General features: G+C 66.6%; 23 protein-coding genes. 1 reads left to right on the top strand and 22 read right to left on the bottom strand.

Translation table 11 applies throughout. The features are described 5' to 3' along the window. Positions 1 to 111 precede the first annotated feature (111 nt). Both hisD and ACZ9J7_RS15175 read right to left on the bottom strand, forming a co-directional pair. On the bottom strand, positions 112 to 1,485 hold the full coding sequence (hisD, locus tag ACZ9J7_RS15180; protein WP_476210548.1) for a histidinol dehydrogenase: 1,374 nt from the start codon (positions 1,483 to 1,485) through the stop codon (positions 112 to 114). Between the two features lie 4 nt (positions 1,486 to 1,489). After that, positions 1,490 to 2,023: a hypothetical protein gene (locus ACZ9J7_RS15175; protein WP_476210546.1), complete on the bottom strand. Its 534-nt coding sequence runs from the start codon at positions 2,021 to 2,023 to the stop codon at positions 1,490 to 1,492. A 127-nt stretch (positions 2,024 to 2,150) separates the two neighbouring features. Here ACZ9J7_RS15175 and ACZ9J7_RS15170 point away from each other — a divergent pair, with 127 nt between their 5' ends. Further along, positions 2,151 to 2,651, top strand: coding sequence for a flavin reductase family protein (locus tag ACZ9J7_RS15170; RefSeq protein WP_141160838.1), 501 nt, complete (start codon positions 2,151 to 2,153; stop codon positions 2,649 to 2,651). A 73-nt stretch (positions 2,652 to 2,724) separates the two neighbouring features. Here the strand turns inward: ACZ9J7_RS15170 and dnaE are convergent, their stop codons facing one another. From dnaE to rsmH, 20 genes are all read right to left on the bottom strand, one after another. Beyond that, the gene (gene dnaE / locus ACZ9J7_RS15165; protein ID WP_476210545.1) at positions 2,725 to 6,282 is read right to left on the bottom strand and encodes a DNA polymerase III subunit alpha; all 3,558 of its coding nucleotides are present in this window, start codon (positions 6,280 to 6,282) and stop codon (positions 2,725 to 2,727) included. A gap of 49 nt (positions 6,283 to 6,331) precedes the next feature. Beyond that, positions 6,332 to 7,258 (bottom strand): RluA family pseudouridine synthase, encoded by a 927-nt coding sequence (locus ACZ9J7_RS15160; RefSeq protein ID WP_476210543.1) that lies wholly within the window; start codon positions 7,256 to 7,258, stop codon positions 6,332 to 6,334. Further along, positions 7,251 to 7,823 carry a signal peptidase II gene (gene lspA / locus ACZ9J7_RS15155; RefSeq protein WP_476210542.1) on the bottom strand — a complete coding sequence of 191 codons (573 nt, stop codon included), beginning with the start codon at positions 7,821 to 7,823 and terminating at the stop codon, positions 7,251 to 7,253. The genes ACZ9J7_RS15160 and lspA overlap by 8 nt, the downstream gene beginning before the upstream one ends. 94 nt (positions 7,824 to 7,917) lie before the next feature. Then, positions 7,918 to 8,604 (bottom strand): DivIVA domain-containing protein, encoded by a 687-nt coding sequence (locus ACZ9J7_RS15150; protein WP_476210540.1) that lies wholly within the window; start codon positions 8,602 to 8,604, stop codon positions 7,918 to 7,920. Between the two features lie 175 nt (positions 8,605 to 8,779). Then, positions 8,780 to 9,067 carry a YggT family protein gene (locus ACZ9J7_RS15145; RefSeq protein ID WP_141160843.1) on the bottom strand — a complete coding sequence of 96 codons (288 nt, stop codon included), beginning with the start codon at positions 9,065 to 9,067 and terminating at the stop codon, positions 8,780 to 8,782. 135 nt (positions 9,068 to 9,202) lie between these two features. After that, positions 9,203 to 9,733: a cell division protein SepF gene (locus ACZ9J7_RS15140; RefSeq protein ID WP_141160844.1), complete on the bottom strand. Its 531-nt coding sequence runs from the start codon at positions 9,731 to 9,733 to the stop codon at positions 9,203 to 9,205. 90 nt (positions 9,734 to 9,823) lie between these two features. Next, entirely contained in the window at positions 9,824 to 10,570 is a 747-nt protein-coding gene (locus ACZ9J7_RS15135) for a YggS family pyridoxal phosphate-dependent enzyme (protein WP_476210538.1), read from the bottom strand. Next, complete coding sequence (locus ACZ9J7_RS15130) at positions 10,563 to 11,252, bottom strand: purine nucleoside phosphorylase YfiH/LACC1 family protein (protein WP_476210537.1); 690 nt, start codon at positions 11,250 to 11,252, stop codon at positions 10,563 to 10,565. Before ACZ9J7_RS15130 ends, ACZ9J7_RS15135 begins: the two co-directional genes overlap by 8 nt. 8 nt (positions 11,253 to 11,260) lie before the next feature. Further along, positions 11,261 to 12,514 (bottom strand): cell division protein FtsZ, encoded by a 1,254-nt coding sequence (gene ftsZ / locus ACZ9J7_RS15125; protein WP_476210535.1) that lies wholly within the window; start codon positions 12,512 to 12,514, stop codon positions 11,261 to 11,263. A 185-nt stretch (positions 12,515 to 12,699) separates the two neighbouring features. Continuing rightward, complete coding sequence (locus ACZ9J7_RS15120) at positions 12,700 to 13,623, bottom strand: cell division protein FtsQ/DivIB (protein WP_476210533.1); 924 nt, start codon at positions 13,621 to 13,623, stop codon at positions 12,700 to 12,702. Continuing rightward, entirely contained in the window at positions 13,616 to 14,992 is a 1,377-nt protein-coding gene (gene murC / locus ACZ9J7_RS15115) for a UDP-N-acetylmuramate--L-alanine ligase (RefSeq protein ID WP_476210532.1), read from the bottom strand. The genes ACZ9J7_RS15120 and murC overlap by 8 nt, the downstream gene beginning before the upstream one ends. Next, complete coding sequence (murG, locus tag ACZ9J7_RS15110; protein ID WP_476210530.1) at positions 14,989 to 16,089, bottom strand: undecaprenyldiphospho-muramoylpentapeptide beta-N-acetylglucosaminyltransferase; 1,101 nt, start codon at positions 16,087 to 16,089, stop codon at positions 14,989 to 14,991. The genes murC and murG overlap by 4 nt, the downstream gene beginning before the upstream one ends. Before the next feature lie 6 nt (positions 16,090 to 16,095). Further along, a complete protein-coding gene (gene ftsW / locus ACZ9J7_RS15105) occupies positions 16,096 to 17,430 on the bottom strand; it encodes a putative lipid II flippase FtsW (protein WP_476210529.1) in 1,335 nt (444 codons plus the stop codon). 2 nt (positions 17,431 to 17,432) lie between these two features. Further along, complete coding sequence (gene murD / locus ACZ9J7_RS15100; protein WP_476210528.1) at positions 17,433 to 19,010, bottom strand: UDP-N-acetylmuramoyl-L-alanine--D-glutamate ligase; 1,578 nt, start codon at positions 19,008 to 19,010, stop codon at positions 17,433 to 17,435. Continuing rightward, positions 18,992 to 20,101, bottom strand: coding sequence for a phospho-N-acetylmuramoyl-pentapeptide-transferase (gene mraY, locus ACZ9J7_RS15095; RefSeq protein ID WP_476210526.1), 1,110 nt, complete (start codon positions 20,099 to 20,101; stop codon positions 18,992 to 18,994). Before mraY ends, murD begins: the two co-directional genes overlap by 19 nt. Further along, positions 20,098 to 21,561: a UDP-N-acetylmuramoyl-tripeptide--D-alanyl-D-alanine ligase gene (locus ACZ9J7_RS15090; protein ID WP_476210524.1), complete on the bottom strand. Its 1,464-nt coding sequence runs from the start codon at positions 21,559 to 21,561 to the stop codon at positions 20,098 to 20,100. Before ACZ9J7_RS15090 ends, mraY begins: the two co-directional genes overlap by 4 nt. A gap of 6 nt (positions 21,562 to 21,567) precedes the next feature. Next, entirely contained in the window at positions 21,568 to 23,199 is a 1,632-nt protein-coding gene (locus tag ACZ9J7_RS15085) for a UDP-N-acetylmuramoyl-L-alanyl-D-glutamate--2,6-diaminopimelate ligase (RefSeq protein ID WP_476210522.1), read from the bottom strand. Between the two features lie 96 nt (positions 23,200 to 23,295). Then, positions 23,296 to 25,098, bottom strand: coding sequence for a peptidoglycan D,D-transpeptidase FtsI family protein (locus ACZ9J7_RS15080; RefSeq protein WP_476210520.1), 1,803 nt, complete (start codon positions 25,096 to 25,098; stop codon positions 23,296 to 23,298). A 48-nt stretch (positions 25,099 to 25,146) separates the two neighbouring features. Then, positions 25,147 to 25,839, bottom strand: coding sequence for a cell division protein FtsL (gene ftsL, locus ACZ9J7_RS15075; protein WP_476210519.1), 693 nt, complete (start codon positions 25,837 to 25,839; stop codon positions 25,147 to 25,149). After that, positions 25,836 to 26,828: a 16S rRNA (cytosine(1402)-N(4))-methyltransferase RsmH gene (gene rsmH, locus ACZ9J7_RS15070; protein ID WP_476210518.1), complete on the bottom strand. Its 993-nt coding sequence runs from the start codon at positions 26,826 to 26,828 to the stop codon at positions 25,836 to 25,838. The genes ftsL and rsmH overlap by 4 nt, the downstream gene beginning before the upstream one ends. Positions 26,829 to 26,881 lie beyond the last annotated feature (53 nt).

The following is a 26,881-nucleotide window of genomic DNA, read 5'->3' as shown; positions in this document are numbered from 1 at the left end:
TGTGCAACGGTGTGGAAGCCAGCAGCACCGCCGGGGGGCGATGCCGTGGCATATCCCAGTTTACGGGCAGATCTTGGGTAATAACAATCCTGTAATTACTACATGTAGTGGTCACAGGTTGCCCGGGAACCGCGCTGTGACGGCGTCCCCATGGGCCGGAAGGTCCTCGGCCCGGGACAGGCTCACGATGTGCCCGCTCACCTCAGCGAGGGCGTCCCGGCTGTAGTTGATGACCTGGATGGCCCGCAGGAAGGTGGTCACGTTCAGGCCGGAGGAAAAAGCGGCCGTACCGCTGGTGGGCAGCACGTGGTTGGAGCCGGCGCAGTAGTCACCCAGGCTGACCGGGCTGTAATCGCCCACGAAGATGGCGCCCGCGTTGCGGATGCGGGCGGCCACGGCGGCAGCATCCCGGGTCATGATTTCCAGGTGCTCCGCGGCGTAGGCGTCACAGGCTGCGATGCCTTGCTCCAGCCCGTCGACCAGCACCACGCCCGATTGCGGGCCGGACAGCGCCTCCTGCACCCTGGCGGAGTGCTTGGTGGCGGCCGCCTGCAGCGCCAGTTCGGCACGCACGGCGGCGGCCAGGTCCTCGGAGTCGGTGATGAGCACTGACGCGGCCTTGGGGTCGTGCTCGGCCTGGCTGAGAAGATCGGCGGCCACCAGGGCGGGCTGGGCGGAATTGTCGGCCAGGATGGCAATCTCCGTGGTTCCGGCCTCGGAGTCGATGCCCACGACGCCCTTGACCAGGCGCTTGGCCGTGGCAACGAAGATATTGCCGGGACCGGTCAACACATCCACCGGCTCCAGCGCCGGGCCTGCCCCGGCGGCTTCGATGCCATAGGCGAACGCGGCGATGGCCTGCGCTCCGCCGATGGCGTAGACCTCGGTGATGCCCAGCAGCGCTGCCGCCGCCAGGATGGTGGGGTGTGGCAGGCCGCCGAATTCCTTTTGCGGGGGCGAGGCCAAGGCAATGGACTCCACGCCGGCCGCCAGGGCGGGCACCACGTTCATGATCACCGACGACGGGTACACGGCGAGGCCGCCGGGAACGTACAGTCCCACACGGGCAACGGGCACCCAGTTCTGGCTCACGACGGCGCCGTCGCCGAGCTCGACGTCGACATTGCGTGGGCGCTGCCCATCCGCAAACTTCCGCGCGCGGCTGATGGATTCCTCCAGTGCGGCCCGCACGGCCGGGTCAAGCTGCTCCAGCGCTGCGGCGATTGCCTCCCCGGGAACCAGCGGGTGCTGCTGCTCTACGCCGTCGAACCGTTCCGCCAGGTCTGCCAGTGCCGCGAAGCCGCGCTGCCGGACGGCGGAAATGATCTGCAGGACCTTCTCCTCGGCGTCCGCCACGGTCTGGCCCTTGGCACGCGGCACCGCGGCCCGCAGGGCCTGGAGGGTCAGGTTGCGGCCCCGAAGGTCGATGGTGCGGAAGTCGACGGCGGCTGTCACGGGGGCGGGGAACTCCGGGGATGTGGTCACCGCTCTATTTTACGGGGCTGTTCGCCCCGGCCGTTTCCATCCCGGCGTCGTCGGGCTTCCTGCCGGTTGCTCCCACCAGTTCCAGGATGAAGACCGATACGGCGGTCGCGGCCGGCCAGAGCAGCAGGACCGGCCAGGCCCGCAGCGAGAAGGCGATGCTGGCATTTGCTCCGGCGTCCACGGCAGGGCCCCACAGCCGTCCGGCCAGGACCCCTGTCCCCCAGGCCACGGCGCTGCCTGCCATCGCCCCGGCCAGCCCGGCCAGCAGGGCCGCCTGCGGGTCGGGCCGTCTGCCGTCGGCCAGGAATACGGCCAGCAGGCAGCCGGCGAGCACCAGGATGCCGGCGAGGGTGAGGTCGCGCGGCAGCCACACCAGGGGCGCCGTTCCCGCCGCCAGGGCCGGATCCCGGGTGATCAGGTTCAACCCGCCCGGCGCCAGGACCCACCAGAGGAGTCCCGCCGGAATGCCTGCCGCCGTCGGGACCAGCAGCAGGGACCAGGGCAGCCGCCGCCTGGCGGGGCGGGCGAAGTTCGTCATGCAACACACCTTAACAAAGGTTCCTGCAAGGTCATCCGCGGCACTGCTGCCGCGGCCTGTTTTCCGGCCATGACCGCGGGCCAATACGCTTGGGGAAAGAGTTACGCCACCTAGTCCAGGAGTTCCGGTGACCGACAACAGCGAGCCGTTCGAGCAGACGTTCAGGGAGATGTTCCGCCGGCATGCCGCGGGCGTCGCCATCATCACCGTGAATTACCAGGATGAGCCGTATGGCTTTACCGCCACATCGGTGGCGTCCCTGTCGGCGAAGCCGCCGCGCTTCACCTTCAACATGGCGCGCAGTTCCAGGTCCTGGCCGGCCGTGGCCAACACGCAGTACCTGGGCGTGCACATGCTGGGCCTGGACAACCAGGAGCTGGCAGCCCGCTTCGCCCGCCCCGGCAACCGCTTCGAAGGCAACCACTGGGAAATCGGTCCCCACGGGGTACCCATCCTGAAGGATGTCGCCGGGTGGCTGATCGGCGAGATCCAGATGCGGCTTTCGTTCGAGAACAACGCCGTGGTGGTGGTCCAGGTGGTGGACGGCCAGGTGGGCGGTGAAGGATCGCCGCTGCTGTACCACGGGGGCGCCTATGGGCAGCCGGTGCCGCTGGACTACGAGATCTGACCCCCTCGGACCCGCGCGGCACAAACGGGCGGCCGACGGCGGGAGGTGATTCCCGGCGTCGGCCGCCTGTTTGTCAGGCGTCCAGGCAGGCAGGGCCCAGCAGGACCTTCAGGTCACCGAACAGCGACGGGCTGGGGTTCACCCGAAGGTGGACGGGCAGGCCCATGATTTCGGTCCGGGTGTCACCTTGCAGGTGCAGCCGGACTTCCGAGTTGCCCCGGTGGGTGCGCAGCACGTCCCCCAGCTCCGTGACCACGGCCTCGGTGGCCTTGTGCGTGGGCATGGTGATCACCAATGGCCCGTGCAGCCCTTCGCTTAGGTCCGGAACGGAAAGCTCCATGCAGTTCAGCGTGATGGCGCCGTCGTCGCGCTTCTGGAGCCTGCCCTTGACCACTACGATCAGGTCCTCGGCGAGCACGGAGGCGATCGGCCCGTAGACCTGGCCGAAGAACATGACTTCGATCGAACCGCCCAGGTCCTCGATCTCCGCCCGGGCGTAGGCGTTGCCGCTGGCTTTGGCGATGCGGCGGCTCAGGGAGGTAATCATGCCCGCGATGGTGATGATGGCACCGTCCTGCGGGCCGTCCTCGCCCAGGATGGTGGTGATGCTCATTTCGGCGTGCTGGGCCAGGAGGCCTTCGAGCCCCTGCAGCGGGTGGTCGGAGACGTACAGGCCCAGCATGTCGCGTTCGAAGGAGAGTTTGTCCTTCTTCTCCCACTCGGGCAGGTCCGGAATCTCGATGCTGAGGGAGGCTTCCGATTCGGCCTCCTCGAAGCCGGCAAAGAGGTCGAACTGGCCGATCGCCTCGTTCCGTTTCAGTGTGATGACGGAGTCGATGGCCTCTTCGTGGATCATCGCCAGCGCCCGCCGGTGGTGGCCCAGGGAGTCGAACGCCCCGGACTTGATCAGGGATTCGATGGTTCTCTTGTTGCACACCACCGCCGGCACCTTCATCAGGTAGTCCTTGAAGGAGGTGTAGGCGCCTTCGCTCTCGCGTGCCGTGACCATGGCCTCGACGGCGTTGGCACCCACGTTGCGGATGGCGCCCATGCCGAAGCGGATGTCATTGCCCACAGGGGTGAAGTTCAATGCGGACTCGTTGACATCCGGCGGGAGCACCGTGATGCCCATGCGGCGGCACTCGTTCAGGTAGATGGCGGACTTGTCCTTGTCGTCGCCCACGGAGGTCAGCAGTGCCGCCATGTACTCGGGTGCGTAGTGCGCCTTCAGGTACGCGGTCCAGTAGGAGATGACTCCATACGCGGCGGAGTGGGCCTTGTTGAAGGCGTAGTCGGAGAAGGGCAGGAGGATGTCCCAGAGGGTCTTGACCGCTTCCATGGAGTAGCCGTTGTCCTGCATGCCCTGGGAGAAGCCGGCGAACTGCTTGTCCAGCTCCGACTTCTTCTTCTTGCCCATGGCGCGCCGGAGGATATCGGCCTGGCCAAGAGAGTAGCCGGCCAGCTTCTGCGCCACGGCCATGACCTGCTCTTGGTACACGATCAGGCCATACGTGCCGCCCAGGATCTCCCTGAGCGGTTCCTCCAGCTCCGGGTGGATGGGAATGACTTCCTGGATCCCGTTCTTGCGCAGCGCATAGTCGGTGTGGGCGTTGGCGCCCATCGGGCCGGGCCGGTAAAGCGCCAGCACGGCGGAGATGTCTTCGAAGTTGTCAGGTTTCATGAGCTTGAGCAGGGACCGCATGGGTCCGCCGTCGAGCTGGAACACGCCCAGGGTGTCGCCGCGGGCCAGGAGTTCGTAGGACGGGGCGTCGTCGAGCTCCAGGTTTTCCAGGTCCAGGTCGATGCCGCGGTTCATTTTGATGTTCTCGAGGGCGTCGGAAATGATCGTCAGGTTCCGCAGGCCCAGGAAGTCCATCTTGATCAGGCCCAGGCCCTCGGACGTCGGGTAGTCGAACTGGGTGATCACCTGGCCGTCCTGGAAGCGGCGCATGATGGGGATGACGTCGATGATGGGGTCCGAGGACATGATGACGCCGGCGGCGTGCACGCCCCACTGGCGCTTCAGGCCCTCGATGCCTAGGGCCGTCTCGAAGACCTTGGCCGCCTCTGGGTCCGTGGCGATCAGCTGCCGGAAGTCGCCGGCCTCGCTGTAGCGCTTGGAGTCCGGGTTTTGGATGTCCGCGAGGGGGATGTCCTTGGCCATGACCGCGGGCGGCAGGGCCTTGGTCAGCGTCTCGCCCATGCTGAACGGGTAGCCCAGGACGCGCGAGGAGTCCTTGAGGGCCTGCTTGGTCTTGATGGTGCCGTAGGTGACGATCATCGCCACGCGTTCGTCACCGTATTTGCGGGTCACGTAGTCGATGACTTCCGAGCGGCGCCGGTCATCGAAGTCGACGTCGAAGTCAGGCATGGAAACGCGGTCCGGGTTGAGGAAGCGTTCGAAGATCAGGCCGTGGCGCAGCGGGTCGAGGTCGGTGATGCGCATGGCGTAGGCGACCATGGAGCCTGCACCCGAGCCACGGCCGGGGCCAACGCGGATGCCGTTGTTCTTGGCCCAGTTGATGAAGTCGGCGACTACCAGGAAGTAGCCGGGGAACCCCATGGACGTGATGACGCCGAGCTCGTAGTCGGCCTGCTTGCGGACCTCGTCCGGGATACCGCCCGGGTAGCGGTACTGCAGGCCCTTGTCCACTTCCTTGACCAGCCAGGAGGTTTCATCCTCGCCTGGCGGGCAGGGGAACCGCGGCATGAAGTTGGCGTCGGTGTTGAAGGACACTTCGCAGCGTTCGGCGATCAGGAGGGTGTTGTCGCAGGCGTCCGGGTGGTCACGGAAGAGCTCGCGCATCTCCTGCGGTGACTTGAGGTAGTAGCCGCTGCCGGAGAAGGCGAACCTCGAGCCGCCGTTGTCGTAGGTGGGTTCCAGCAAGGTGGAACCGGACTGGATGGCCAGCAGGGCCTCGTGCGCTTTGGCGTCGTGCTCGTGCGTGTAGTGCAGGTCGTTGGTGGCCACCAGGGGCAGGTTCAGGTCCTTGGCGAGCCGCAGCAGGTCGCCGGTGACCCGCCGTTCGATGTCCAGCCCGTGGTCCATCAGTTCGCAGAAGTAGTTCTCCGCGCCGAAGATGTCGCGGAACTCGGCCGCCGCCTCGAGTGCTTCGCGGTACTGGCCGAGACGGAGCCGGGTCTGGACCTCGCCGGAGGGGCAGCCCGTGGTGGCGATGAGTCCTTCCGAGTAGGTGTTGAGCAGTTCCCGGTCCAGCCGGGGCCACTTGCCGAAGACCGAGTCCAGAGAAGCGATGGACGAGGCCCGGAAGAGGTTCCGCATGCCCACGTTGTTGTAGCTCAGGAGCGTCATGTGCGTGTACGAACCGCCGCCGGAGACGTCGTCCTTGCGCTGGGACTCTTCGCCCCACCGCACGCGTTCCTTGTCCGTCCGGGCAGTCCCGGGCGTTACATACGCTTCGACGCCGATGATCGGCTTGATGCCCTTGTCCGTGGCCTTGCGCCAGAAATCGAACGCGCCGAACAGATAGCCGTGGTCGGTGGTGGCGAGGGCCGGCATGCCCAGGCGCTCGGTTTCATCGAACAGCTCCCCCAGGCGGGCAGCTCCATCCAGCATGGAATATTCGGTGTGGGTGTGCAGGTGGACAAACGAATCATTGCTGGAACTCACCGCACTATTCTAAGCGCTGCCCCCGGCCGGTCCGGCCAGGCGGCCCGTGTCAGGCCTGGCCCGACTCCAGCACTTCCAGTGCGTAGGCCAGGTCCTGCGGGTACTCGCTGCTGACGGTGACCCGCTCCCCCGTCACGGGGTGGTCGAAGGCCAGCTCACGGGCATGCAGCCACTGCCGGGTCAGCCCCAGGGTGGCGGCCAGGCGGGGATCGGCGCCATAGGTCAGGTCACCGGCGCAGGGGTGCCGGAGCGCGGAGAAATGGACACGGATCTGGTGCGTGCGGCCCGTTTCGAGGTGGACCTCCACCAGGCTGGCCTTGCCAAAGGCCTCCAGGACCTCGTAATGGGTCACGGAGGGACGCCCGTCCTCGATGACGGCGAAACGCCAGTCGTGCCCGGGGTGGCGGCCGATGGGGGCATCGATGGTGCCCGTCAGGGGATCGGGCAGGCCCTGCACCACGGCGTGGTAAACCTTGTCAACGGTGCGCTCCTTGAAGGCGCGCTTGAGGGCTGTGTAGGCGCGCTCGGATTTGGCCACCACCATCACCCCGGAGGTGCCGACGTCGAGCCGGTGCACGATTCCCGCCCGCTCCGGAGCGCCCGAGGTGGAGATGCGGTACCCGGCGGCAGCAAGGCCGCCCACCACGGTGGGCCCCACCCAGCCCGGTGAAGGATGGGCTGCCACGCCGACAGGTTTGTCGACGACGACGAAATCGTCGTCGTCGAGCAGGATATTCAGGCCTTCCACGGCTTCCTCCACGACTTCAAGCGGGTCCCGCCGTTTCGGGACGGTGACCTCGAGGGTGTCCCCGGTGACGAGTTTTGCCGACTTGCCCAGGGCCTTGCCCCGATTGAGCACGTGCCCGTCAGCAAGCAGTGAGGCGGCGACGGACCGCGAGACGCCCAGGATGCCTGCCAGCCCGGCATCGGCACGTGCCCCGCCGTACTCTTCCGGGATAACGACGTGGTCAGTCATGGCCGGGCGTGTCCTTGGGTGCGCTCCCCAGCCGGGTCCCGTCCAGGGCGATCCCGCGGATGGTCAGGATGCAGATGATGGCGACGGCGGACACGACAGCGGAGTCGGCAATGTTGAAGATCGCGAAATTGGGAAGCTGGATGAAGTCCACCACGTGTCCCATGCCGAAGGACGGTTCACGGAAGAGCCTGTCGGTAAGGTTGCCCAGCGCCCCGCCCAGCAGCAGGCCCAGGGCCAGGGACCACCAGGCGGAGCCCAGTCGGCGGACCTGGAAGAGGATGGCGATGGCGACCCCGGCCATGATGATCGAAAACACCCAGGTGACGTTCTCTCCAATGGAGAAGGCAGCCCCGGAGTTCCGGATGAAGTACCAGTGGAGCAGCGGCGGCAGAACGGGGATCCGCTCCCCTTCCACCATGGTGGAGGTGACCCAGAGTTTGGTCAGCTGGTCCAGGACGTAGGCGAAGACCGCGAACCCCGCGAACAGGGACAGCAGCACCGCCCGGCGGGGGCGCGGCGAGGGTGGGACAGGGCGTGCCGCGTCGGCGGCAAGTTCGTCAGTCATGGTGCTTTCAATTCGTGGAACTTGGGTGTAAATGCCAAAAGCCGGTGGCCGAGGAATCCTCAGCCACCGGCTTTCAGAATACGTGCTGCCAGCCTTAGTTGGCTTCGCTGACTTCCGGGGTCGCGACGGAGCCGCGGGCATCCAGGTCGCGGAGCTGGCCCTCGATGTAGGCCTTGAGGCGTGAGCGGTAATCGCGTTCGAAGCCGCGGAGCTGCTCCACCTTGCGTTCCAGGACGGAGCGCTGCTGTTCCAGGGCACCGAGGATCTTGCGGGACTTTTCCTGGGCGTCGTTGACGAGGCTGCTGGCTTCGATCTGCGCTTCGGCGATGATCTTGTCCTTCTGGGCCTGGCCGTCGGCGACGTGGCGGTCGTGCATCTGCTGGGCCATGGCCAGCAGGCCGGCGGCGGATTCAGCAGAAGGCGTGGCGGCAGCGGCGGGCGCGGCCGGTGCGGCTGCAGCCGGGGCGGCCGGCTGGACGTCCTTCTTCTTGTTGGCTTCGGCGGCCTTGGCCTCTGCCTCTGCCTTCTCGCGGGCTTCGTCCTTGTCGGACTTGACCGGCGCGGGGACCTTCTCCACCACGGGAGCGGCGGCAGAGCTTGCCGGAACGCTGGAACCTGCGTCGGCGAGCTTCTTGCGGAGCTCGTCGTTTTCCTGGTTCAGGCGGCGGAGTTCGACGACGATTTCGTCCAGGAAGTCGTCAACTTCGTCCTGGTCATAGCCCTCACGGAACTTGGTGGGCTGAAAGCGCTTGTTGACAACGTCTTCTGGCGTCAAAGCCATCTGGTCACCTCACTGGTCTGGTTAGTCAGTAGGCCTTCCGGCCGTCAAAACTAAGGTACCTAAATTTGGTCTGCTTACTCTAATTCAACACTGCGGTGTCAAACGGGAGGTTTCTTCGCTTTACAGTAGCTGTTCCGGGAGGGAACAGGCTGCATTGCCGTGCCTGGCGGAAAAATCAGGCCAGTCCCCTGGTGACGTTCATTGCGATGCTGACGCCGATGAACAGGATCAGGAAGCCCAGGTCCAGGGAGACTCCGCCAAGCCGGAGCGGCGGGATCAGCCGCCGCAGGCCCTTCAGTGGCGGGTCCGTGATGGAGTAGACGGCGTGCGCTGCCACCAGGGCCGCGCCGCGGGGCCGCCATTCCCTTGCGAACATCTGCACCCAGTCGAACACCAGGCGGATGATGAGGGCCACGAAGAACAGCAGCAGGGCGAGATAGAGAAGTCCGAAAACAATTCCCATGACTTATTTCATATCTCCAGATTCATGCGGCCCATCCGTGGCGGCGGCCGCTGTCGTACTGCTGTTGTCTTGTCTATTTCAGCACAGATGCCAGACAGGTGTCCCTGCCTGGCATCTGTGAACAGCCTGTGGTGCTTAGCTTTGGTTGAAGAAGCTGGCCTGCGTGTCGCTGGCCTTCTTGTCGTCACCGATCACTTCGACGTAGGACGGTGAGAGCAGGAACACCTTGTTGGTGACCCGTTCGATGCTTCCGCGCAGGCCGAAGACGAGCCCTGCCGAGAAGTCCACCAGGCGCTTGGCGTCGGCCTCACCCATGTCCGTGACGTTCATGATCACCGGAATACCGTCCCGGAAGCTCTCGCCGATGAGCTTGGCATCGTTGTAGGAGCGTGGGTGGATGGTGGTGATCTGGCGCAGGCCGGTGTTCTCTTCACGGCTCGAAGCCGCACGCTTTATGGGGGTCACAGGGGCGCGGTATTCCTCTTCAGGGGCGTAGGACGCCTCGCGGCTGACTTCGCGGACCGGCGCCGGGGCACGGCGTTCCTCGCGGTCGACTTCCATCGGTTCGTCCTCATCCTTACGTGTGGTCTGTTGCTCGGGCTCGTAATGCTCATCGCCGTCGGCGAGCCCAAGATAGATCATTGTCTTGCGCAGAGCGCCGGCCATGGTCGACTCCTAATCGTGTCCCGTAAGCGGGCCGCCCAATGATTTGACAGCACTGGAGTCCCCCGCCCATCACTTCCAATAGGTCCGACGCTACCCCACGGCAGGACGGGAACCGAGAATATCGGAACCGATTCGCAGGTGTGTCGCCCCGAACTTGATGGCAGGCTCCAGGTCCTGGCTCATACCGGCTGAGATGGCGCCGGCACCGGGGTACTCCGCCACCAGCCGGGCGGAAACGGCTGCCAGTTTTTCGAACGCCGGCCCTGGCGGGGCACCCAGCGGGGCCACTGCCATGACGCCCGCCAACTTGAGCCCATCGGCACCGGCGATCCGTTCTGCCAGGAGCGGCACGTCGGCGGGTGCTGCCCCGCCGCGGTGGGTACCGGCGTCGTCCTCAAGGCTGACCTGGATGAAGCACTCCAGCTGCGCACGCCCGCTGGAATCCATCTCGTTCCGCACTGCCTTCGCCAAGGCATCCACCAGCTGCGGCCGGTCCACGGAATGGACGGCGGCCGCGTAGCGCGCCACGGACTTGGCCTTCTTTGTCTGCAGCTGGCCGACAAAATGCCACGCCAGCCCAAGATCAGCGAGCTCCAGCGCCTTGGCGGCAGCTTCCTGGTCCCGGTTCTCGCCCACATCCGTGACACCTAGGGCGGCCAGGCGCCGGATGTCAGCTGCCGGGTGGAACTTGGTGACCACGATCAGCGAGGGAAGGTTGTCACTGCGACCCGCGTCGTTGGCGGCTGCGGCGATCCGCTTCCGCACCACGGCGAGCCGTTCGGCAAGCTCTGCGGTGCGGGGATCATGTTCGGGCCTGTCGTTCGGCTGCTCAGTCATGGCACCAGACCAATCCGGCGAAGCGGCCGGTGTTCCGGTCCCGGCGGTACGAGTACAGCGAGTCCGTTTCCAGCGTGCAGGCGCCGGCGTAGTCCACCTGCACCCCCGCAGCCTCCAGTTGCGCGCGGGCACCGGCGGGCAGGTCCAGCGCCGGCGTTCCCCAACTGGTGGTGCTCCGCGTTGCCGGAACCAGGGCTGCCACCTCGTCACGCAGGGCGGCGGGGACTTCGTAGCAGGACCCGCAGATCGAGGGACCCAGCCACGCCCGGATCCGGGCGGCACCCAGGGACTTCATGCTGTCCACGGCGGCCGGCAGGACACCGTTGGCGATCCCGGGGCGGCCGGCATGGACGGCGGAAAGCACGGGCCCGCTCCCGGACTCCCCCGCCAGCAGGACCGGAATGCAGTCCGCCACCATGACCGCGAGGGGCAGGCCGCGGGACACCATGGCATCGGCTTCAGGCGCGGGTGACGCGGCGTCCATGATGGCCACGGTATTGCCGTGCACCTGGTTCATGAAGCGCAGCGAGCCGGGCGCCGCGGCGATGGACTCTTCCAGTCGCAACCGGCGCTCCCGGACTGCGGCGGGATCGTCCCCCACGTGCAGGGCAAGGTTTCCCGCTCCCGCGTCGGTGAATGCGGCCGACACCCCGGGAAGGATGTCGGCACGCCAATGGAACAAGCCGCTGCCTACTTCAGGAAGTCGGGAACATCCAGGTCATCCGGGTGGGTTCCGGTGAGATCCGGCTCCACCACGGAGGGCAGGTCGACGTCGAAGCCGGAGTCAGCGGGAACGGCCTGCGGACGCTGCTGTCCCCAGTTGCTGAGTCCCGCTGCGCCAACACCCGCGTGGATCGGCTGCACGTTCTGCTGGTGGCCTCCGTTGCCCTGGTGGTTCCCGTTGTTCGAGTGGGCCGAGGCGGGAGCAGCAGCAGGGGCGGCGGGCCGCTGCGGCGCGGACTGCGGCTGGGACTGGTCCATGGAGGGTGAGGTTGCCTTCACGTCGTCGAAGCCTGCAGCGATCACAGTGACGCGTGCTTCGTCGCCCAGGGCGTCGTCAATGACGGCGCCGAAGATGATGTTCGCCTCGGGGTGGGCCACTTCCTGCACCAGGCGGGCTGCCTCGTTGATTTCGAACAGGCCCAGGTCCGAGCCGCCCTGGATGGACAGAAGCACGCCGTGGGCGCCATCGATGGACGCTTCCAGCAGCGGGGAGGCAATGGCAAGTTCCGCGGCCTTCACGGCGCGGTCTTCGCCCCGCGCGGACCCGATGCCCATGAGGGCCGAGCCCGCGCCCTGCATGACGGACTTAACGTCAGCGAAGTCAAGGTTGATCAGGCCCGGGGTGGTGATGAGGTCGGTGATGCCCTGGACACCGGAAAGCAGGACCTGGTCGGCGGAGCGGAACGCGTCAAGGACGGACACGTTCCGGTCGCTGATGGACAGCAGGCGGTCGTTGGGGATCACGATGAGGGTATCCACCTCGTCGCGCAGGGCGTCGATGCCTGCCTCGGCCGAACCGGCACGGCGGCGGCCTTCGAAGGTGAAGGGGCGGGTGACGACGCCAATGGTCAGGGCACCCAGCGAGCGGGCGATCCGGGCGACGACGGGCGCGCCACCGGTGCCCGTGCCGCCGCCTTCGCCGGCGGTGACGAAGACCATGTCGGCGCCACGGAGGACTTCCTCGATCTCGTCCGCGTGGTCCTCGGCGGCCTGCTTGCCTACCTCGGGGTTGGCGCCTGCACCGAGGCCACGGGTCAGCTCGCGTCCGACGTCGAGCTTCACGTCGGCGTCGCTCATGAGCAGGGCCTGGGCGTCGGTGTTGATGGCGATGAATTCAACACCCCTGAGGCCGACCTCGATCATGCGGTTGACTGCGTTCACGCCACCGCCGCCGATGCCGACGACTTTGATGACGGCCAAGTAATTCTGCGGAGCTGCCACGTTACGTGTCCCTTGTTCGTGTCTTATTGCGAAAACTGATGGTGAGCTTGAAACCCTCAACCCTAACCCTCCGGTTGAAGGTTAGAGTTATGTCAAGTAACTCTTGTCTGTGACGGTATTTCCTCTGGTTCCGACATTCAATAACCGGGTCCGCGTGTCGGATTAATACCGGGGAAAGAAAGCGCTCAGCGCGTCACGGGGTGCCGGGGCACACTGACATCGTAGACCCTGACCGGGTTCTTGGGGTCCGCCGGAGCCTTGAGGAGGGCGGCCAGGACCTTGGCTTTAAGTTCCTTCTCCGAGGCGTTGCCCCACACGATCGTCTGGCCGTCAACCAGCTTGAGCTCCACGGCATCCACGGACTGCGCGGAGGCATTGGACAGCTTGGCCAGGATGTCTGCCGGGAGCGCACCAAGCACTGCCGCGGTGGCGCGGAACAGGTCCTGGCCGATCGCGCCGGCACCGCCGTCGATGACCGGAATCGACGCTGATCCGGGATCAGCCGTGGTTGCCAGCTGGACGCCGTCGACGTCCACCAGCTGGTACTGCTCCCCCTGCTTGACCAGGGCCACGGGCACCCGCTCATGCACGGCAACGGCGAGGGTGGACGGCGGCCGCGCCTCCACTGATATGGATTTGACCTGGACCATGGACCCCAGGAGTCCCCGAACGTCGTCGTCGCTGATCTGGGGCAGCGGCTTGCCGCGCAGGGGTTCGAGCGCAGTCTGCACCTGGGCAGGGGTCACGAAGTGCGTCCCCGTCACCGAGATGGTCTGCAGGGCCAGGACCGGCGAATAGATGGCGGCGGCCAGCAGTCCCGCCACCAGCGCCAGTACTGTTCCCGCGGCGAGCAGGACTTTCTTCCTGCGGCGCCGGCCTTTGGGCTCGGGGAAGGCGAGGACCGTTGCCCCGGAGGGCTTTTCCGCCTTCGCCTGCTTGGGCGCCGACGGCTCCGGGACGCTGCGGGACGCCGTAATGACGTCGGAACCGGCGGTGCCCTTCTGGGATGCGGCGGACCGTGCCCCCGTTTCCGCGTTGTCCGCGGCCGGCGCGGCGGGACGGCCGTTCCGCTTGGGCGGGGCGTAGGTGGGCCGGCGGGAGCTAGGCACGCAGCGCCTCCACGATCAGCGGGCCGTAGGCGGTGACGTCACCCGCGCCGACGGTGAGCACCACATCGCCGTCCGCAGCGGCTTCCACCAGGGTCCCGACGGCGTCGGCCGCCGCAGCGAGCCGCCCTCCTTCGGTGAGGTGGTCGGCGATGAGCTGGCTGGTGACGCCCGGGATGGGGTCCTCCCTGGCGGGATAGATGTCCAGGACCAGTGCGGTATCGGCAAGGTTGAGGGCGTCCGCGAACTGCTCCGCGAACTCCCGGGTGCGGGAGAACAGGTGCGGCTGGAACAGGACGTGGACCCGGTGGCCGCCCGCTACCGAACGGGCTGCGCTGAGGGCGGCCCGGACCTCCGTGGGATGGTGGGCGTAGTCATCGAACACCCTGACGCCGCGCGCCGAGCCCTTCAGTTCGAACCTGCGTGAGGCGCCGGCGAAGTGTGCCAGGCCGGCGGCGGCTGCCGCCGGTTCCACGCCGAGTTCCATGGCCACGGCAAACGCGGCCGCGGCGTTCAGCGCGTTGTGGCGTCCGGGAACCTGCAGTGACAACCCGTACCGGGCGCCATGCGCCTCCACTGCAACCTGGCCTGGGCCGTCGTCGTGCAGGCGCACGTCCGCAGCCTCGTTGGTGCCATACAGGAGCACCCTGGTGTTGCCCCTGGCCCGGGTCCGTTCCGCCAGGGCCAGCGCCCCGGCGTCGTCCGCGCAGGCCACCAGGAGGCCGTCGGCGGGCAACAAGGCAGTGAAGCGGTCGAAGGACTCGTACACGGCCTCAGCTGTGCCGTAGTAGTCCAGGTGGTCGGGCTCCACATTGGTGACGACGGCGATGCGGGGCCGGTAGTTCAGGAAGGAACCGTCGGATTCGTCCGCCTCGGCAACGAAGATGCCGGACGTGCCGTGCGCGGCGTTGACGCCCAGCGCGGGGATGGTGGCGCCGACCGCGAACGACGGGTCCAGTCCCGCCGCCTGGAGCAGGACTGTGACCATGGACGTGGTGGTTGACTTGCCGTGCGTGCCGGCCACCGTGACCACGGTGTCATCGCCCATGGTCGCCGCAAGGGCCTGGGAGCGGTGCAGCACCGGCAGCCCTGCCTGCCGCGCCGCCGCCAGTTCCGGGTTGTCGTCCCGAATGGCCGAACCCGCCACGACGGTCTGCGCGTCGCCCAGATTGCCGGCGGCGTATCCGACGGCGATGCGCGCACCGGCCGCGGCCAGGTCCGCCATCACGGGGAGGTCTTTTGCGTCGGAGCCGCTGACCGGTACTCCGCGTGCCACCATGATGCGGGCCACGGCGGACATTCCTACTCCCCCGATCCCGATGAAGTGCACCCTGCCGAGGGAGGCCAGCTGGCGGGTGGTGTGGGCGTTCATGCAGATACCGCTTCCAGGACAAGACCAGCCATGCGCTGGTCGGCGTTTCGGATGCCGAGCCGGTAGGACTTCGCCTCCATGGCTGCAAGCCGTGCTTTATCGGTGGCCAGCGGGACCAGTTCCCGGGCGACCCATTCCGGGGTGAAGTCGCGGTCGGCCACCAGTACTGCGCCGCCTGCGGAAACCAGGCCCGCTGCGTTCAGTGCCTGTTCCCCGTTGCCGATGGGCAGGGGCACCAGGACCGCCGGTACGCCGACGGCGGCGACTTCGCATACCGTGGCAGCCCCGGACCGGGCCAGCAGGAGGTCGGCCGCGGCGTAGGCCAGTTCCATGCCGTCGATGTACTCCACCTGCCGGTAACCCTCAGCGGCAAGGGGTTGCCCCGCCTGGTCCAGGACGGTCTTTCCGCGGCCGGTGACGTGGAGGGTTTGGATGCCGGCCTCCGCAAGAAGGGCCAGAGAGGCTGCGATGGTCCGGTTGATACTTTGTGCTCCCGACGATCCGCCGGTCACGATCAGGGTGGGTTGCTGGTGATCCAGCCCAAGGGCCTCGCGTGCGGCGGTGCGGGCAGTCTTCCGGTCCAGGCCGGAGATTTCCTTGCGCATGGGCATGCCGACGTGCACGGCGTTCCGGAGTGGTGTGCCCTCGAAAGCCACGGCAACCCGGCCCTTGAGGAAGGCCCCCACGCGGTTGGCCAGCCCGGGACGGGCGTTGGCTTCATGGATCACGATGGGAATACGGCGTTTCCGCGCCGCCAGGTACAGGGGGGTGCAGACATAGCCGCCGACGCCCACCAGTACGTCGGCCTGCGCACGGTCCAGGATGGCGCCGGCCTGCCGGACTGCCCCGGCAAGCCGCCCCGGCAGGCGGAGCAGGTCTGCGGAGGGCCGGCGTGGAAACGGCACACGGTCGATCGTTGCCAGCTGGACGCCGGCGGCGGGAACCAGCCGCGTTTCCATTCCGGATGGAGTTCCGACCGCCAGGATCGAGGCATCCGGGGCTTCGCTGCGCAGGGCCGCGGCGATGGCGAGGAGCGGGCTGATATGGCCGGCCGTGCCGCCACCTGCCAGGACAATGGAAGGGTGTGTCGGAGTCATAGGGTGTCAGGCACGCTTTCTGGAATTCTTGGGCTGATTCTTGTCCCGCCCCGGCTTCAGCTTGAACTTCAGCATCCGTTTGGGGCGCATGGCAGGAGCCATTTGCTCGCGGGCCAGGGAAAGGACCACGCCTACGGCACACAGTGACATCAGCAGCGCCGAGCCGCCGTAGGAAATAAACGGCAGCGGAACACCGATGACGGGCATCAGGCCGGTGACCACTGACATGTTCACGGTGGCCTGGCCCAACAGCCAGACCATGATGGTGCCGGCGAGGACGCGGTGGAACATGTCTTCCTGTGCCACCACCACACGGTAGATCGCAGCGCCAAGGATGGCGAAGAGCACCAGGACGACGACGGTTCCCACCAGGCCGAGTTCCTCGCCGATGATGGCGAAGATGAAGTCGTTGTGGGCTTCGGGGATCCAGCTGTACTTCTGCCGGCTCTGCCCGAGGCCCACCCCCAGCCAGCCGCCGGAGGCAAGGCCGTACATGCCGTTGGTTGCCTGGTAGTTGGCGTCAATGCCGTCGGCGCAGGACTGTCCTGTCCACCAGGAGGTGATGCGGCACATGCGGTTGGAGCTGGTGACGGCCATGACGGCGGTGCCGGCGGCCGCGATGATGCCTGCAATGCCGAAGAGGTAGAGCGGAACGCCGGCGAAGAACAGAGCCGCCGCCATGATCAGCATGATGATCATGGCGGTGCCAAGGTCGTTGCCCACCAGGATCAGGACAATGACGATGGCCGCCATGGGTATGGCGGGTACCAGCACGTGCTGCCACCGGTTCAACAGCTTGCCTTTCCTCGCCAGCACCGTCGCCAGCCACAGGGCGAGGGCAAGTTTGGCCGCCTCGGAAGGCTGGAACGTGATGCCGCCAAGGTCGATCCAGTTCCGGTTGCCGTTGATCTCGGTACCCACCACCTGGACCAGGCCCAGGAGCAGCACGGCTACCCCGACGGCGGGCCATGCGAGCCGCTTCAGCCAGACGACGTTGATGCGTGAGAGCACGAACATGGTGAAGATGCCGATGGCGGCGAAGACACCCTGCTTGAGGGCGTCGCCATAAGGGGACTTCCCGGCGGCGATGGATTCAACGCTCGAGGCGGAGAGCACCATCATGATGCCAATGGCCGTCAGGGCCAGGGTGGCGCCAAGGATGAGGTAGTAAGTGGACCCGTTCCGGGACTTGCCGGTGCCCTCCAGGGCGGACCAGAACCGGCGGTACAAGGTACGCAGCTGGGCGCCGGCAGCGGCAGGCTGCCGGACGGCGCTTGAGCCGGGCCGGGGTTTACCGCCCTTCGGCGTGGCACCCTGCTGCCGGGTGGGCGTGCTGACCATTGTTACTCCTCGCCGGTCTGGGCCTGCCCTTCCACCAGCTCGCGGACAGCGTCGATGAAAGTACCACCACGGTGAGCGTAGGAAGAGAACTGATCCATGGAAGCAGCTGCCGGAGCCATGAGCACGGTGTCGCCGGATTCGGCGAGCCGGGCCGCTGAAGCAACGGCCCAGGACATTACCTGTTCTCCATTGCCGGGGGTACCGGCAGGGGTTCCACCGGGCGCCGGAGCAGTCTCCACTCCTTCAGTGTCACCTGCCCCCGGTTCGATCACCGGGACATCTGGCGCGTGTCGCTGGAGGGCTTCCCGCAGGTGCGAGGTGTCGGTTCCGATCAAGACAACCGCCTTGAGCCGGGATGCGTGGTCACGGACCAGGTCGTCGTAGCTCACGCCCTTGGACAGGCCGCCGGCGATCCAGACCACCTTGCTGAAGGCCGACAGGGATGCCGACGCGGCATGGGGGTTGGTGGCTTTGGAGTCGTTGACCCACAGGACACCGTTCATGCGGGCGACGGGCTGGATGCGGTGGTCGCCGGGCACGTAGTCGAGGATCCCCTGGCGGACAGCCTGGGCGTCAACGCCGTACGCGCGCACCAGGCCGGCAGCCGCAAGGGCGTTGGCCACCATGTGCCGGGGGGCCAGCGGGCCGAGGTCCGCCATCGAGGCAAGCTCCGCTGCGCTGTCCCGGCGTTCCTCGATGAAGGCCCGGTCCACCAGCAGCCCCTCCACCACACCAAGCATGCTGATGGCCGGCGTCAGCGTGGTGAAGGCAACGGCGCGGCAGCCTTCCACCACGTCGGCGTTTTCCACCATGCGCTCGGTTTCCACCTGCTCGGCGTTGTAGATGCAGGCTTTCTGGGTCCGCTCGTAGACCTTTGCCTTGTCGGCCAGGTAGGAATCGTAGGAGCCGTGCCAGTCGAAGTGGTCTTCGGCCACGTTGAGGCACACGCTGGCTACGGGCGAGACCGATTCAGCCCAGTGCAGCTGGAAGCTGGAAAGTTCGACGGCGAAGACGTCGTACTCCACGGGGTCACGAAGGGCATCGAGGATGGGGGTGCCCACGTTGCCGACGGCGATGGCCTTCAGGCCCGCGGCCCGCAGCATCGATTCGGTGAGGCCCACAGTGGTGGTCTTGCCGTTGGTGCCGGTGATGGCAAGCCAATCCGCCGTCTTCCGGCCTTCCCTGACCCTCACCCGCCAGGCAAGTTCGACGTCGCCCCAGACCGGGATGTGCGCCCGGGCCGCCGCGGCAAGCAGCGCCTGGTCCGGCCGCCAGCCCGGCGAGGTCACGATCAGTTCCGGAAGTTCGCCATCAATCTTCGGCAGGTGGGCCACCGCGTCCGGGCCCAGCAGAACATCGGCGGCACCCACGATCTTCAGGGTGTCGGCATGTGCGCGGGCTGTGTCGCTGGTGGCGGCATCCACCACCACCACGCGGGCACCGAGCTCGATCAGGGTGTCAGCGGCGGCAAACCCGGACACGCCGATGCCCGTCACGGCCACGCGCAGGCCGGCCCAGTCGGAGTCCCAGGAAACGAGGTTTGCCAGGCGCGGGGAAACGGTCACAGCAGTACAACCCATTCAGCGTAGAAGATGCCCAGGCCCGCGGCGACGAACAGTCCGCCCAAAATCCAGAACCTGACCACGACGGTCACCTCGGCCCAGCCCTTCAGTTCGAAGTGGTGCTGCAGTGGCGCCATCTTGAACACACGTTTCCCGCCGGTTGCCTTGAAGTAGCCCACCTGGATGATGACGGACAGCGTGATCAGCACGAAGAGGCCGCCCACGATGCCCAGCAGCAGTTCGGTGCGGGACAGGATGGCGAATCCGGCCACGGCACCGCCGATGGCCAGCGATCCGGTGTCACCCATAAAGATCTTTGCCGGTGACGTGTTCCACCACAGGAAGCCCACCAGCGCGGCGCTGAGGATTGCGGCCAGGAGGGCCAGGTCCAGGGGGTCCCTGACCAGATAGCAGCCGCTGCCGGCTTCCCGGGGGGAACCGCAGGCCTGGTTGCTCTGCCAGATGCCCATGAGGGTGTAGGCGCCGAACACCATGATGGAAGCTCCGGCGGCCAGGCCGTCCAGTCCGTCGGTGAGGTTGACGCCGTTGGTGGCTGCGGTGACGATCAGGTTGGACCAGATCACAAACAGCACCGCACCCAGGACGGTACCGCCAAAGGCGAGGTCCAGCCAGGGAACGTCCCGGACCAGAGAGATCTTCGTTGATGCGGGGGTCAGCCCGGCGTCGTTGGGGAAGTTCAAAGCCAGGACGGCGAAGATGATGCCGACGGCTGCCTGGAGGATGAGCTTGGCCTTGGCGTTCAGGCCAAGGCTCCGCTGCCGTGAGATCTTGATGAAGTCGTCCAGGAAGCCCACCAGGCCCATGCCCACCATGAGGAACAGCAGGATAAGGGCCGAGGCCGAGGGTCCGGGTGAATCCGGGTTCATCATCAGCATGATGAGGTGGGTGAGCCCGTAGCTCAGCAGGACCGCAGCCACCACTACGGTGCCGCCCATGGTGGGCGTTCCGCGTTTGGTGTGGTGCGATGTGGGGCCGTCGTCACGGATGAACTGTCCGTAGCCGCGGCGCACCAGCAGGCGGATGAACAGCGGGGTGCCCACCAGGGCAAAGAGCAGGGCAAGGCCTGCGCCGATCAGCAGAGCAATCACAGCAGAGTGCTCCTTTCGTCGGCAGGGGTCGGGGCTGGGGGTAATGCTATCCGATCGCCCAAGTGGCGGAGTCCCACGCTGTTGGAGGACTTGAACAGCACCAGGTCACCTGGCTCGAGTTCTGCGGCAAGGACGTCGTAGGCCTCCTCAAGCGTTTCCGCGAAGAGGCATTCGTCGCCCCAGGAGCCCTCATTGACGGCCGAAACGTACAGGGCGCGGGCCTCGCGTCCGATCACCAGCAGCCGGGAGATGTTGAGCCGCACCACCTGCGTGCCGACGGCGGTGTGCTCGCGGATGGAGTCCTCGCCCAGTTCCAGCATGGCGCCGAGCACGGCCCAGGTGCGGCGTCCGCGGCCCAGATCGGCCAGGGTCCGCAGCGCGGCACGCATGGATTCGGGGTTGGCGTTGTACGCATCGTTGATGATGGTGACGCCGTCCGGCCGTTCGGTGCGTTCCATGCGCCAACGGCTGGCAGCCGCCTGGTTGCCCAGGGACTCGGCGATGTGGTCTCCCGGGACGCCCGCAGCCCAGGCGGCCGCTGCGGCTGCCAGCAGGTTCCCCGTGTGGTGTGCTCCGATGAGCCTGCTGCTGACGTGCCGGGGCGCGGCCCCGTCGGGCAGCTGGAGGTCGAATTCGGGGCAGCCTCCGGCGTTGGTGTCGGCGTTCAGCGCCTGCACCTGGGCATCCTGGCGGCCTTCCGCGGAAAAGCCGAGGACCTTGGCGTGGGTGCGGCTGCGCATGGCGGCAACCCGTTCGTCGTCAAGGTTGATGATGGCGGTCCCCCCGGCCGCGAGGCCCTCCACCATTTCCCCCTTGGCCAGTGCGATGTTTTCCACTCCGCCGAACTCGCCGGCGTGGGCAGTGCCCACCGCGAGGACGACGCCGATATCCGGTTTGACCATCTCTGCGAGGTAGCGGATGTGGCCGATGCCGGTGGCTCCCATCTCGATCACCAGGTAGCGGGTGTCGGTGCCTGCCCGGAAGACCGTGAGCGGGACGCCCACCTCGCCGTTGTAGGAACCCTGGGGTGCCACGGTGTTGCCCTGCGTGGCCAGGATGCCGGCCAGCAGGTCCTTGGTTGTCGTCTTGCCGGCCGATCCGGTAATGCCGACGACCGTCAGCTGGCTGCCGGCTTCTGCACGCGCGTCGCGGATGCGGCGGACTGCTTCGGCGGCGAGGGCCCCCATTGCCAGGATGGCGTCGGGAACCAGGACGAAGGGGTAGGCGGTGCCGTCGGGTCCGGCCACGGGACGCTCGACCAGGGCCAGGACGGCACCGGCGGCAAAGGCCGCGTCAATGAAATCGTGGCCATCGGCATGCTCGCCCGGCTTCGCGACGTACAGCGAACCCGGGGTGGCTTCGCGTGAATCCGTCACCACCGAGAGGGGCGTAATTCCGGGATCGGCGTCCAGGCGCCCGCTGGTGATTTCGGCGATTTCCGCCGCAGTAAATGCAATCATCTCGGTCTAGGACTCTATCCGGTCGTCATGGAGAACGTTGAATCCCCTGGCTGTCAAGGCGGTCCGCAGTTCCACCCTGTCGTCCAGGGCGATGTTGACGCCTTTCACTTCCTGCCATACTTCGTGGCCGCGGCCCGCGACCAGGATGGTGTCCTGCGGACGCGCCAGCGCCACGGCATGCCGGATGGCCTCCGCACGCGGGAAGACCTCCTGCAGTTCGGCGGCCAGGGCCTCGTTGTCGAGGGCTTCGCGGGCGCCTGCCATGACATCGGCCCGGATTGCCGCAGCATCCTCGTCGTGGGGGTCGTCATCGGTGATGATCACGGTGTCGGCGAGGCGGGCGGCGATGGCTCCCATGGCCGGCCGCTTCCCTTGGTCCCGCTGTCCCGTGGCACCGAAGACAACGATCAGGCGCGAGTCCGGTTCCGGTGAGCGGACCGCTTCCAGCGCCCGCGCCAGGGCGTCGGTGTTGTGGGCGAAATCCACCACGGCAGCCGGCCGGTCGGAGACCAGCTGCATCCGTCCGGGCACCGCCACCGTGAAGGGGTCCGCAGTGTCCAGCGCAGCCTGCAAGGCAGCAGTATCGACGCCGGAGGCCAGGACCATGAGGACGGCCAGGGCGGCATTGGCGACATTGAAGCTTCCGGGCAGTCCGGTGTGGACCTCGAGGGTGGCACCGCCGGGTCCGGTGAGCGTGAACGCGGTCCCGAGGCCGCGGGGAGAGGCAGCCGTGACGGTCCAGTCCGCCGGGCCCGATCCCGTGGTGCTGAGCGTGGTGACCGGCACCGGGGCGCTGCCGGCCAGCCGCCGGCCCCACTCGTCGTCGACCGTTACCACCGCCCGCCGGGCGCGGCCCGGCGTGAAAAGCTCTGCCTTGGTAGCGAAGTACTCCTCCATCGTGTTGTGAAGGTCCAGGTGGTCCTGGGTGAGGTTGGTGAACCCCGCGACGTCGAAGGTGAGCCCGTCCACCCGCTGGTATGAAATGGCGTGCGAGGACACTTCCATGGCTGCAGCGTCGAGCCCGCGTTCACGCATCAGGGCGATGAGTCCGTGCACCTCGGTCGATTCCGGGGTAGTCAGGAGGCTGGGGATCGGCTCTCCTCCGGCCAGGATCTCGATGGTGCCGATCAGTCCGGGCTGCCGGCCCAGGGCACGCAGCAGCGAGGTGATGAAGTAGGTGGTGGTGGTCTTGCCGTTGGTACCTGTAACACCGAAAAGCTGCAGCGGGTCCCCGCCCGGCGGCTGGCTACCGTAAATCATGGCGGAAAGCGGCCCCACCACGTTGCGGGGGTTCTCGACGACGAGCACAGGCACCGGCGTGTCCGCGGAGAGCGCGAGCAGGCGCGCGCCGGCGTCGTCCGTCAAAACCGCCGCCGCTCCGGCTTCGATGGCGTCAGTGGCAAAATCGGCCCCGTGCCTGCTGGCACCGGGCAACGCTACATAGAGGTCCCCGGGCTCCACGGTGCGCGAGTTGAGGGATATGCCGGTGATCTCCATGTCTGCGGCCGGAGAGGGTACCGCCACGCCAAGGGCATTTCCGACGGCGGCCAGTCGGACGGGCGCTACGGCTGCTGGGCGGAAGCGGCCTGCTTTTTCATTCCGGGCAGCGTCGCTGCCGGGCGTGGTGAACTCTGACAAGGGGATCTCCGATGGTGCTAGTGCGAGCCCGGCATGGTTCTCCCCGGGCACTGTGCTGCGCTGGATGCTGCTGGTACTTCCGGCCTGGAACAGCAGCTACTTGGCGTACTGGGGCATCCTGGCCGGCTCGCCGGTTGAAGGCTGGACGTTGTAGGTCCGCAGCGCCTGGCTCATCACGGACCGGAACACCGGTCCGTTGGTGATGCCGTAAATGCTGCCCTTCGGCCGCTGGAGCACCACCTCCACAATAAACCGCGGATCATCCATTGGTGCCATTCCCACGATGGAGGCGGTGTAGCCGCAGTAGCCGGACTTGCCGTCGTCGCAGGGCGATTCGGACGTACCGGTCTTGGCCCCTACCCGGTAACCATCGATGCCGGCATCCTTGATTTCGCCTTCGGTAACGGCACTTTCCAGGATGTCCTGGACCTGCTGGGCCGTACTGTCCGAAACGATCTGCCGGGGCGGCTGGGCGGGCACTTTCTCCTCGGTGCCGTCAGGCGAAATGTAGGAATCGATCAACCGGGGCTGCAGCATGACGCCGTTGTTGGCAATGCTTTGGTAGGCGCGGACCGTCTGGAGCGTGGATTGGGAAACGCCCTGGCCAAACAGGACGGTGTACTGCTGGCGCCCGTCCCACTGGTCCGAGGGTGTCAGGATGCCGGATGCCGTGGCGGGCAGTCCGATGTCCGGGGCCTCGCCAATGCCGAACTTCTTCAACCAGTCGTAGCGCTGTTCCTTGCTCAGCCGCTGTCCGGCCATCACGGTCCCGGTGTTCATGGAGTACCCAATGATGCCGGCCAGCGTCCGTTCCTCCGTGCCATGGGTGAACGCGTCGCTGAAGGTCTGCCCGTCAACCGTGTAGGTGGGTGGAATGGTGAACGTATCCAGCGGCTTGGCCAGGCCCTCATCGATCACGGCTGCCGCCGTCATCATCTTCTCAACCGAACCTGGCTCATAGGCCGCGGTCACGGAGCGGACGCCGCGGTCCTTGGCGGCCACAGCGCCGGGGTTGTTGGGGTCGGGGGCGTTCGTATCAGCCAGGGCCAGCAGGTTGCCCGTCTTGGCGTCCATCACGATGATGACGCCCCATTCTGCACTCAGTTTGTCTGCCTGGCTCTGGATGGCCTGCTGGGCAAAGTACTGGAGATCGGAGTTGAGGGTGAGTTTGACATCCTTGCCGTTCTGGGGCGGTGTCAGCTCGTCCAGGCCAACCGGGATGCGGAGCCCGTCGGCGCCGATCTCGAACAGGCGCTTGCCGTCCGTTCCCTTGAGCTTGTCATCCTGCGTCTGCTCAATACCGGCTTGCCCGGTGGTCCCGTCCTGGAGGAATCCCACTACTCCCCCGGCCACGGCTCCATTGGGGTAGACGCGCTTGCTGACGCCCTCGGCAACGATGCCCGGAACCTGGAGCTTGGAAATCCGGTCCTCGACGTCAGGCTTCACGTCCTTGGCCACAATGTAATACGGCTGCGTTCCGGTGACCGCGTCACGGACTGCATTGGTGTCCATGCCCAGGGCCGCGGCAAGTTCGGAGATGGCCTGGTCGCGGCTGACGTCCACCAGCTTTTCGTGCCCGTCAGTTTGGTCGAGCCGTTTGTAGGACTCAGTTTTGGTGTTGACCCGCTGGTCAACCACGATGTTGTAGCGGATCACACTGTTGGCCAGGACGGTGCCTCGGGAGTCCAGGATGCTGCCCCGCTCGGCGGGCAGGATGGCAGAGGTCATGCGGCTGTTCAGGGCAGCTTCCGCCATGCCGCCGACATCCAGCCCCTGGACCAGGAAGAGCTTGCCGCCCACCACCAGCAGGAGAGTGAGCATGATACCCAGTCCCAGGCGCAATCGCTTCGTGGCGTTGGGTACCCTGCTCTTTACTGCTTTGCCGGTCGTCTTCGCCACCGTGAATTTCCTTGCTGCTCGACGATACTGCCTGGCCTGCGTGCCAGCCTACTGTCCGGGGACCTTTTGCTGGGGAGCCGGAACCGAGCCGCCGTGAAGTTCAGGAGCCGGGGTTGCTGCCGCCTGTGCGGCTGCGGCCTGCGCAGCGGCCTGGGCCTGTGCTGCCGCCTGGGCCGCTTCAGCCGCCGGGGCGGAGGAAGTCCGGCCCGCGACGGGAGCCGTTGCGTTGCCTGCGGCCGCGTCCTTGGGAGACGGTACGATCTGCTGCCCTGCGACTGCCGGCGCGGGGATTACCGCTCCCGCCGGTGCGCCCTTGACCGCGGGGGTGGCCTTGCCGGTTACCGAGAGCGTGGAAAGGTCAATCTGGCCCTTGACGGTGGAGGCGACCATCCCCAGCTCAGTGGCCTTGGCTGCGAGGTTCTGGGGAGCTTCGAAGCTCTGCACCTGCTGGGTCAGGTCCTGGTTGGTCTTGGTCAGGGAGCTCTGCTTGGCGCGCAGCTCCACCAGCTGGTACTGGGCGGTGGACACCGAGATGTTCAGGACCAGCACCGCCACCAGCGCCACTGCGAGCATGGCGAAGCACAGCACGACGAAGGGTGCACGGCGCTTCCGCGGCGCCGAGCGGACCACGGAGAGCGGCGTGCGGGCCTTCTGTCCCCCGCCCGGTTTGCCCGCCGGCCGGGTGTCGGGCGCCGAGCTACCGGAAACAACGGGAAAGTTCTTGACGGCGGCGGTGCTCATGCAGCTCTCCTGGCTCTGATTCGTTCTGCCGCACGAAGCCTGGCGGAGGCAGCACGCGGGTTTTCGGCGATTTCGACGGCCGTGGGCACCTCGGTGCCTTTGGTCAGGGTCTTGAGTTCGGGTTTGTGTTCCTCCAGTTCCACCGGAAAACCGAGGGGAGCCGAAGACTTGGAGCGGGACTGGAAGACACCTTTGACGATCTTGTCTTCCAGCGAGTGGTAGGACATGACCACGATGCGTCCTCCCATGGCCAGGGACTCGACGGCGGCGGGAACGGCCCGTTCCAGGACATCGAGTTCTTCGTTGACCTCGATCCGCAAAGCCTGGAAGGTGCGCTTGGCCGGATGTCCCCCCGACTTGGCAGCGGAGGCCGGTACCACGGAACGGATCTGTTCTACGAGTTCGCCGGTCGTGGTGAATTCCTTCAGGGCACGCGCCGCCACGATCCTGTTGGCGATCCGGCCGGCGAACTTCTCCTCGCCCCATTTGCGGATGATCCGTACCAGGTCTTCTTCGCTGTAGGTATTGACCACGTCCGCGGCAGTTTGGCCACGGCTGGTGTCCATGCGCATGTCCAGTGGCGCGTCGAAGGAGTAGGCGAATCCCCGCTCACGTTCGTCAAGCTGCAGGGAGGAGACGCCAAGATCCATGAGGATTCCATGCACCTCGGCGACGCCGAGGTCAGCCAGGACATCCTGGATCTCGTCATAGACCGCGTGGACCAGGTCAGTCCGGGCGGCAAAGGGTGCCAGCCGCTCCCCGGCGAGTGCCAGGGCTTCCTCGTCGCGGTCAATGCCGATGAGGTGGAGGTCGGGGAACCGCTGGAGCATGGCCTCTGAGTGCCCGCCCATGCCCAGGGTGGTGTCCACGGCAATGGGGGTTTCGCCGCGGAGTCTGGCCGCCTCGAATCCAGGTGCCAACAAATTGATGCACCGGTCGCGAAGGACCGGTACATGGCGTTCGGACGTGGGCTTGGGTTGATCGGTCACGCCTTGTCCTTTCCCGCCGTCGTTGTCCCCTGCTGTTCCTGGGATCAGATCCC

The sequence above is a fragment of the Pseudarthrobacter sp. TE9888 genome, from assembly GCF_056279345.1.
The sequence above is the reverse complement of the archived record's forward strand: the minus strand, read 5'-3'. Positions and strand labels throughout refer to the sequence as shown.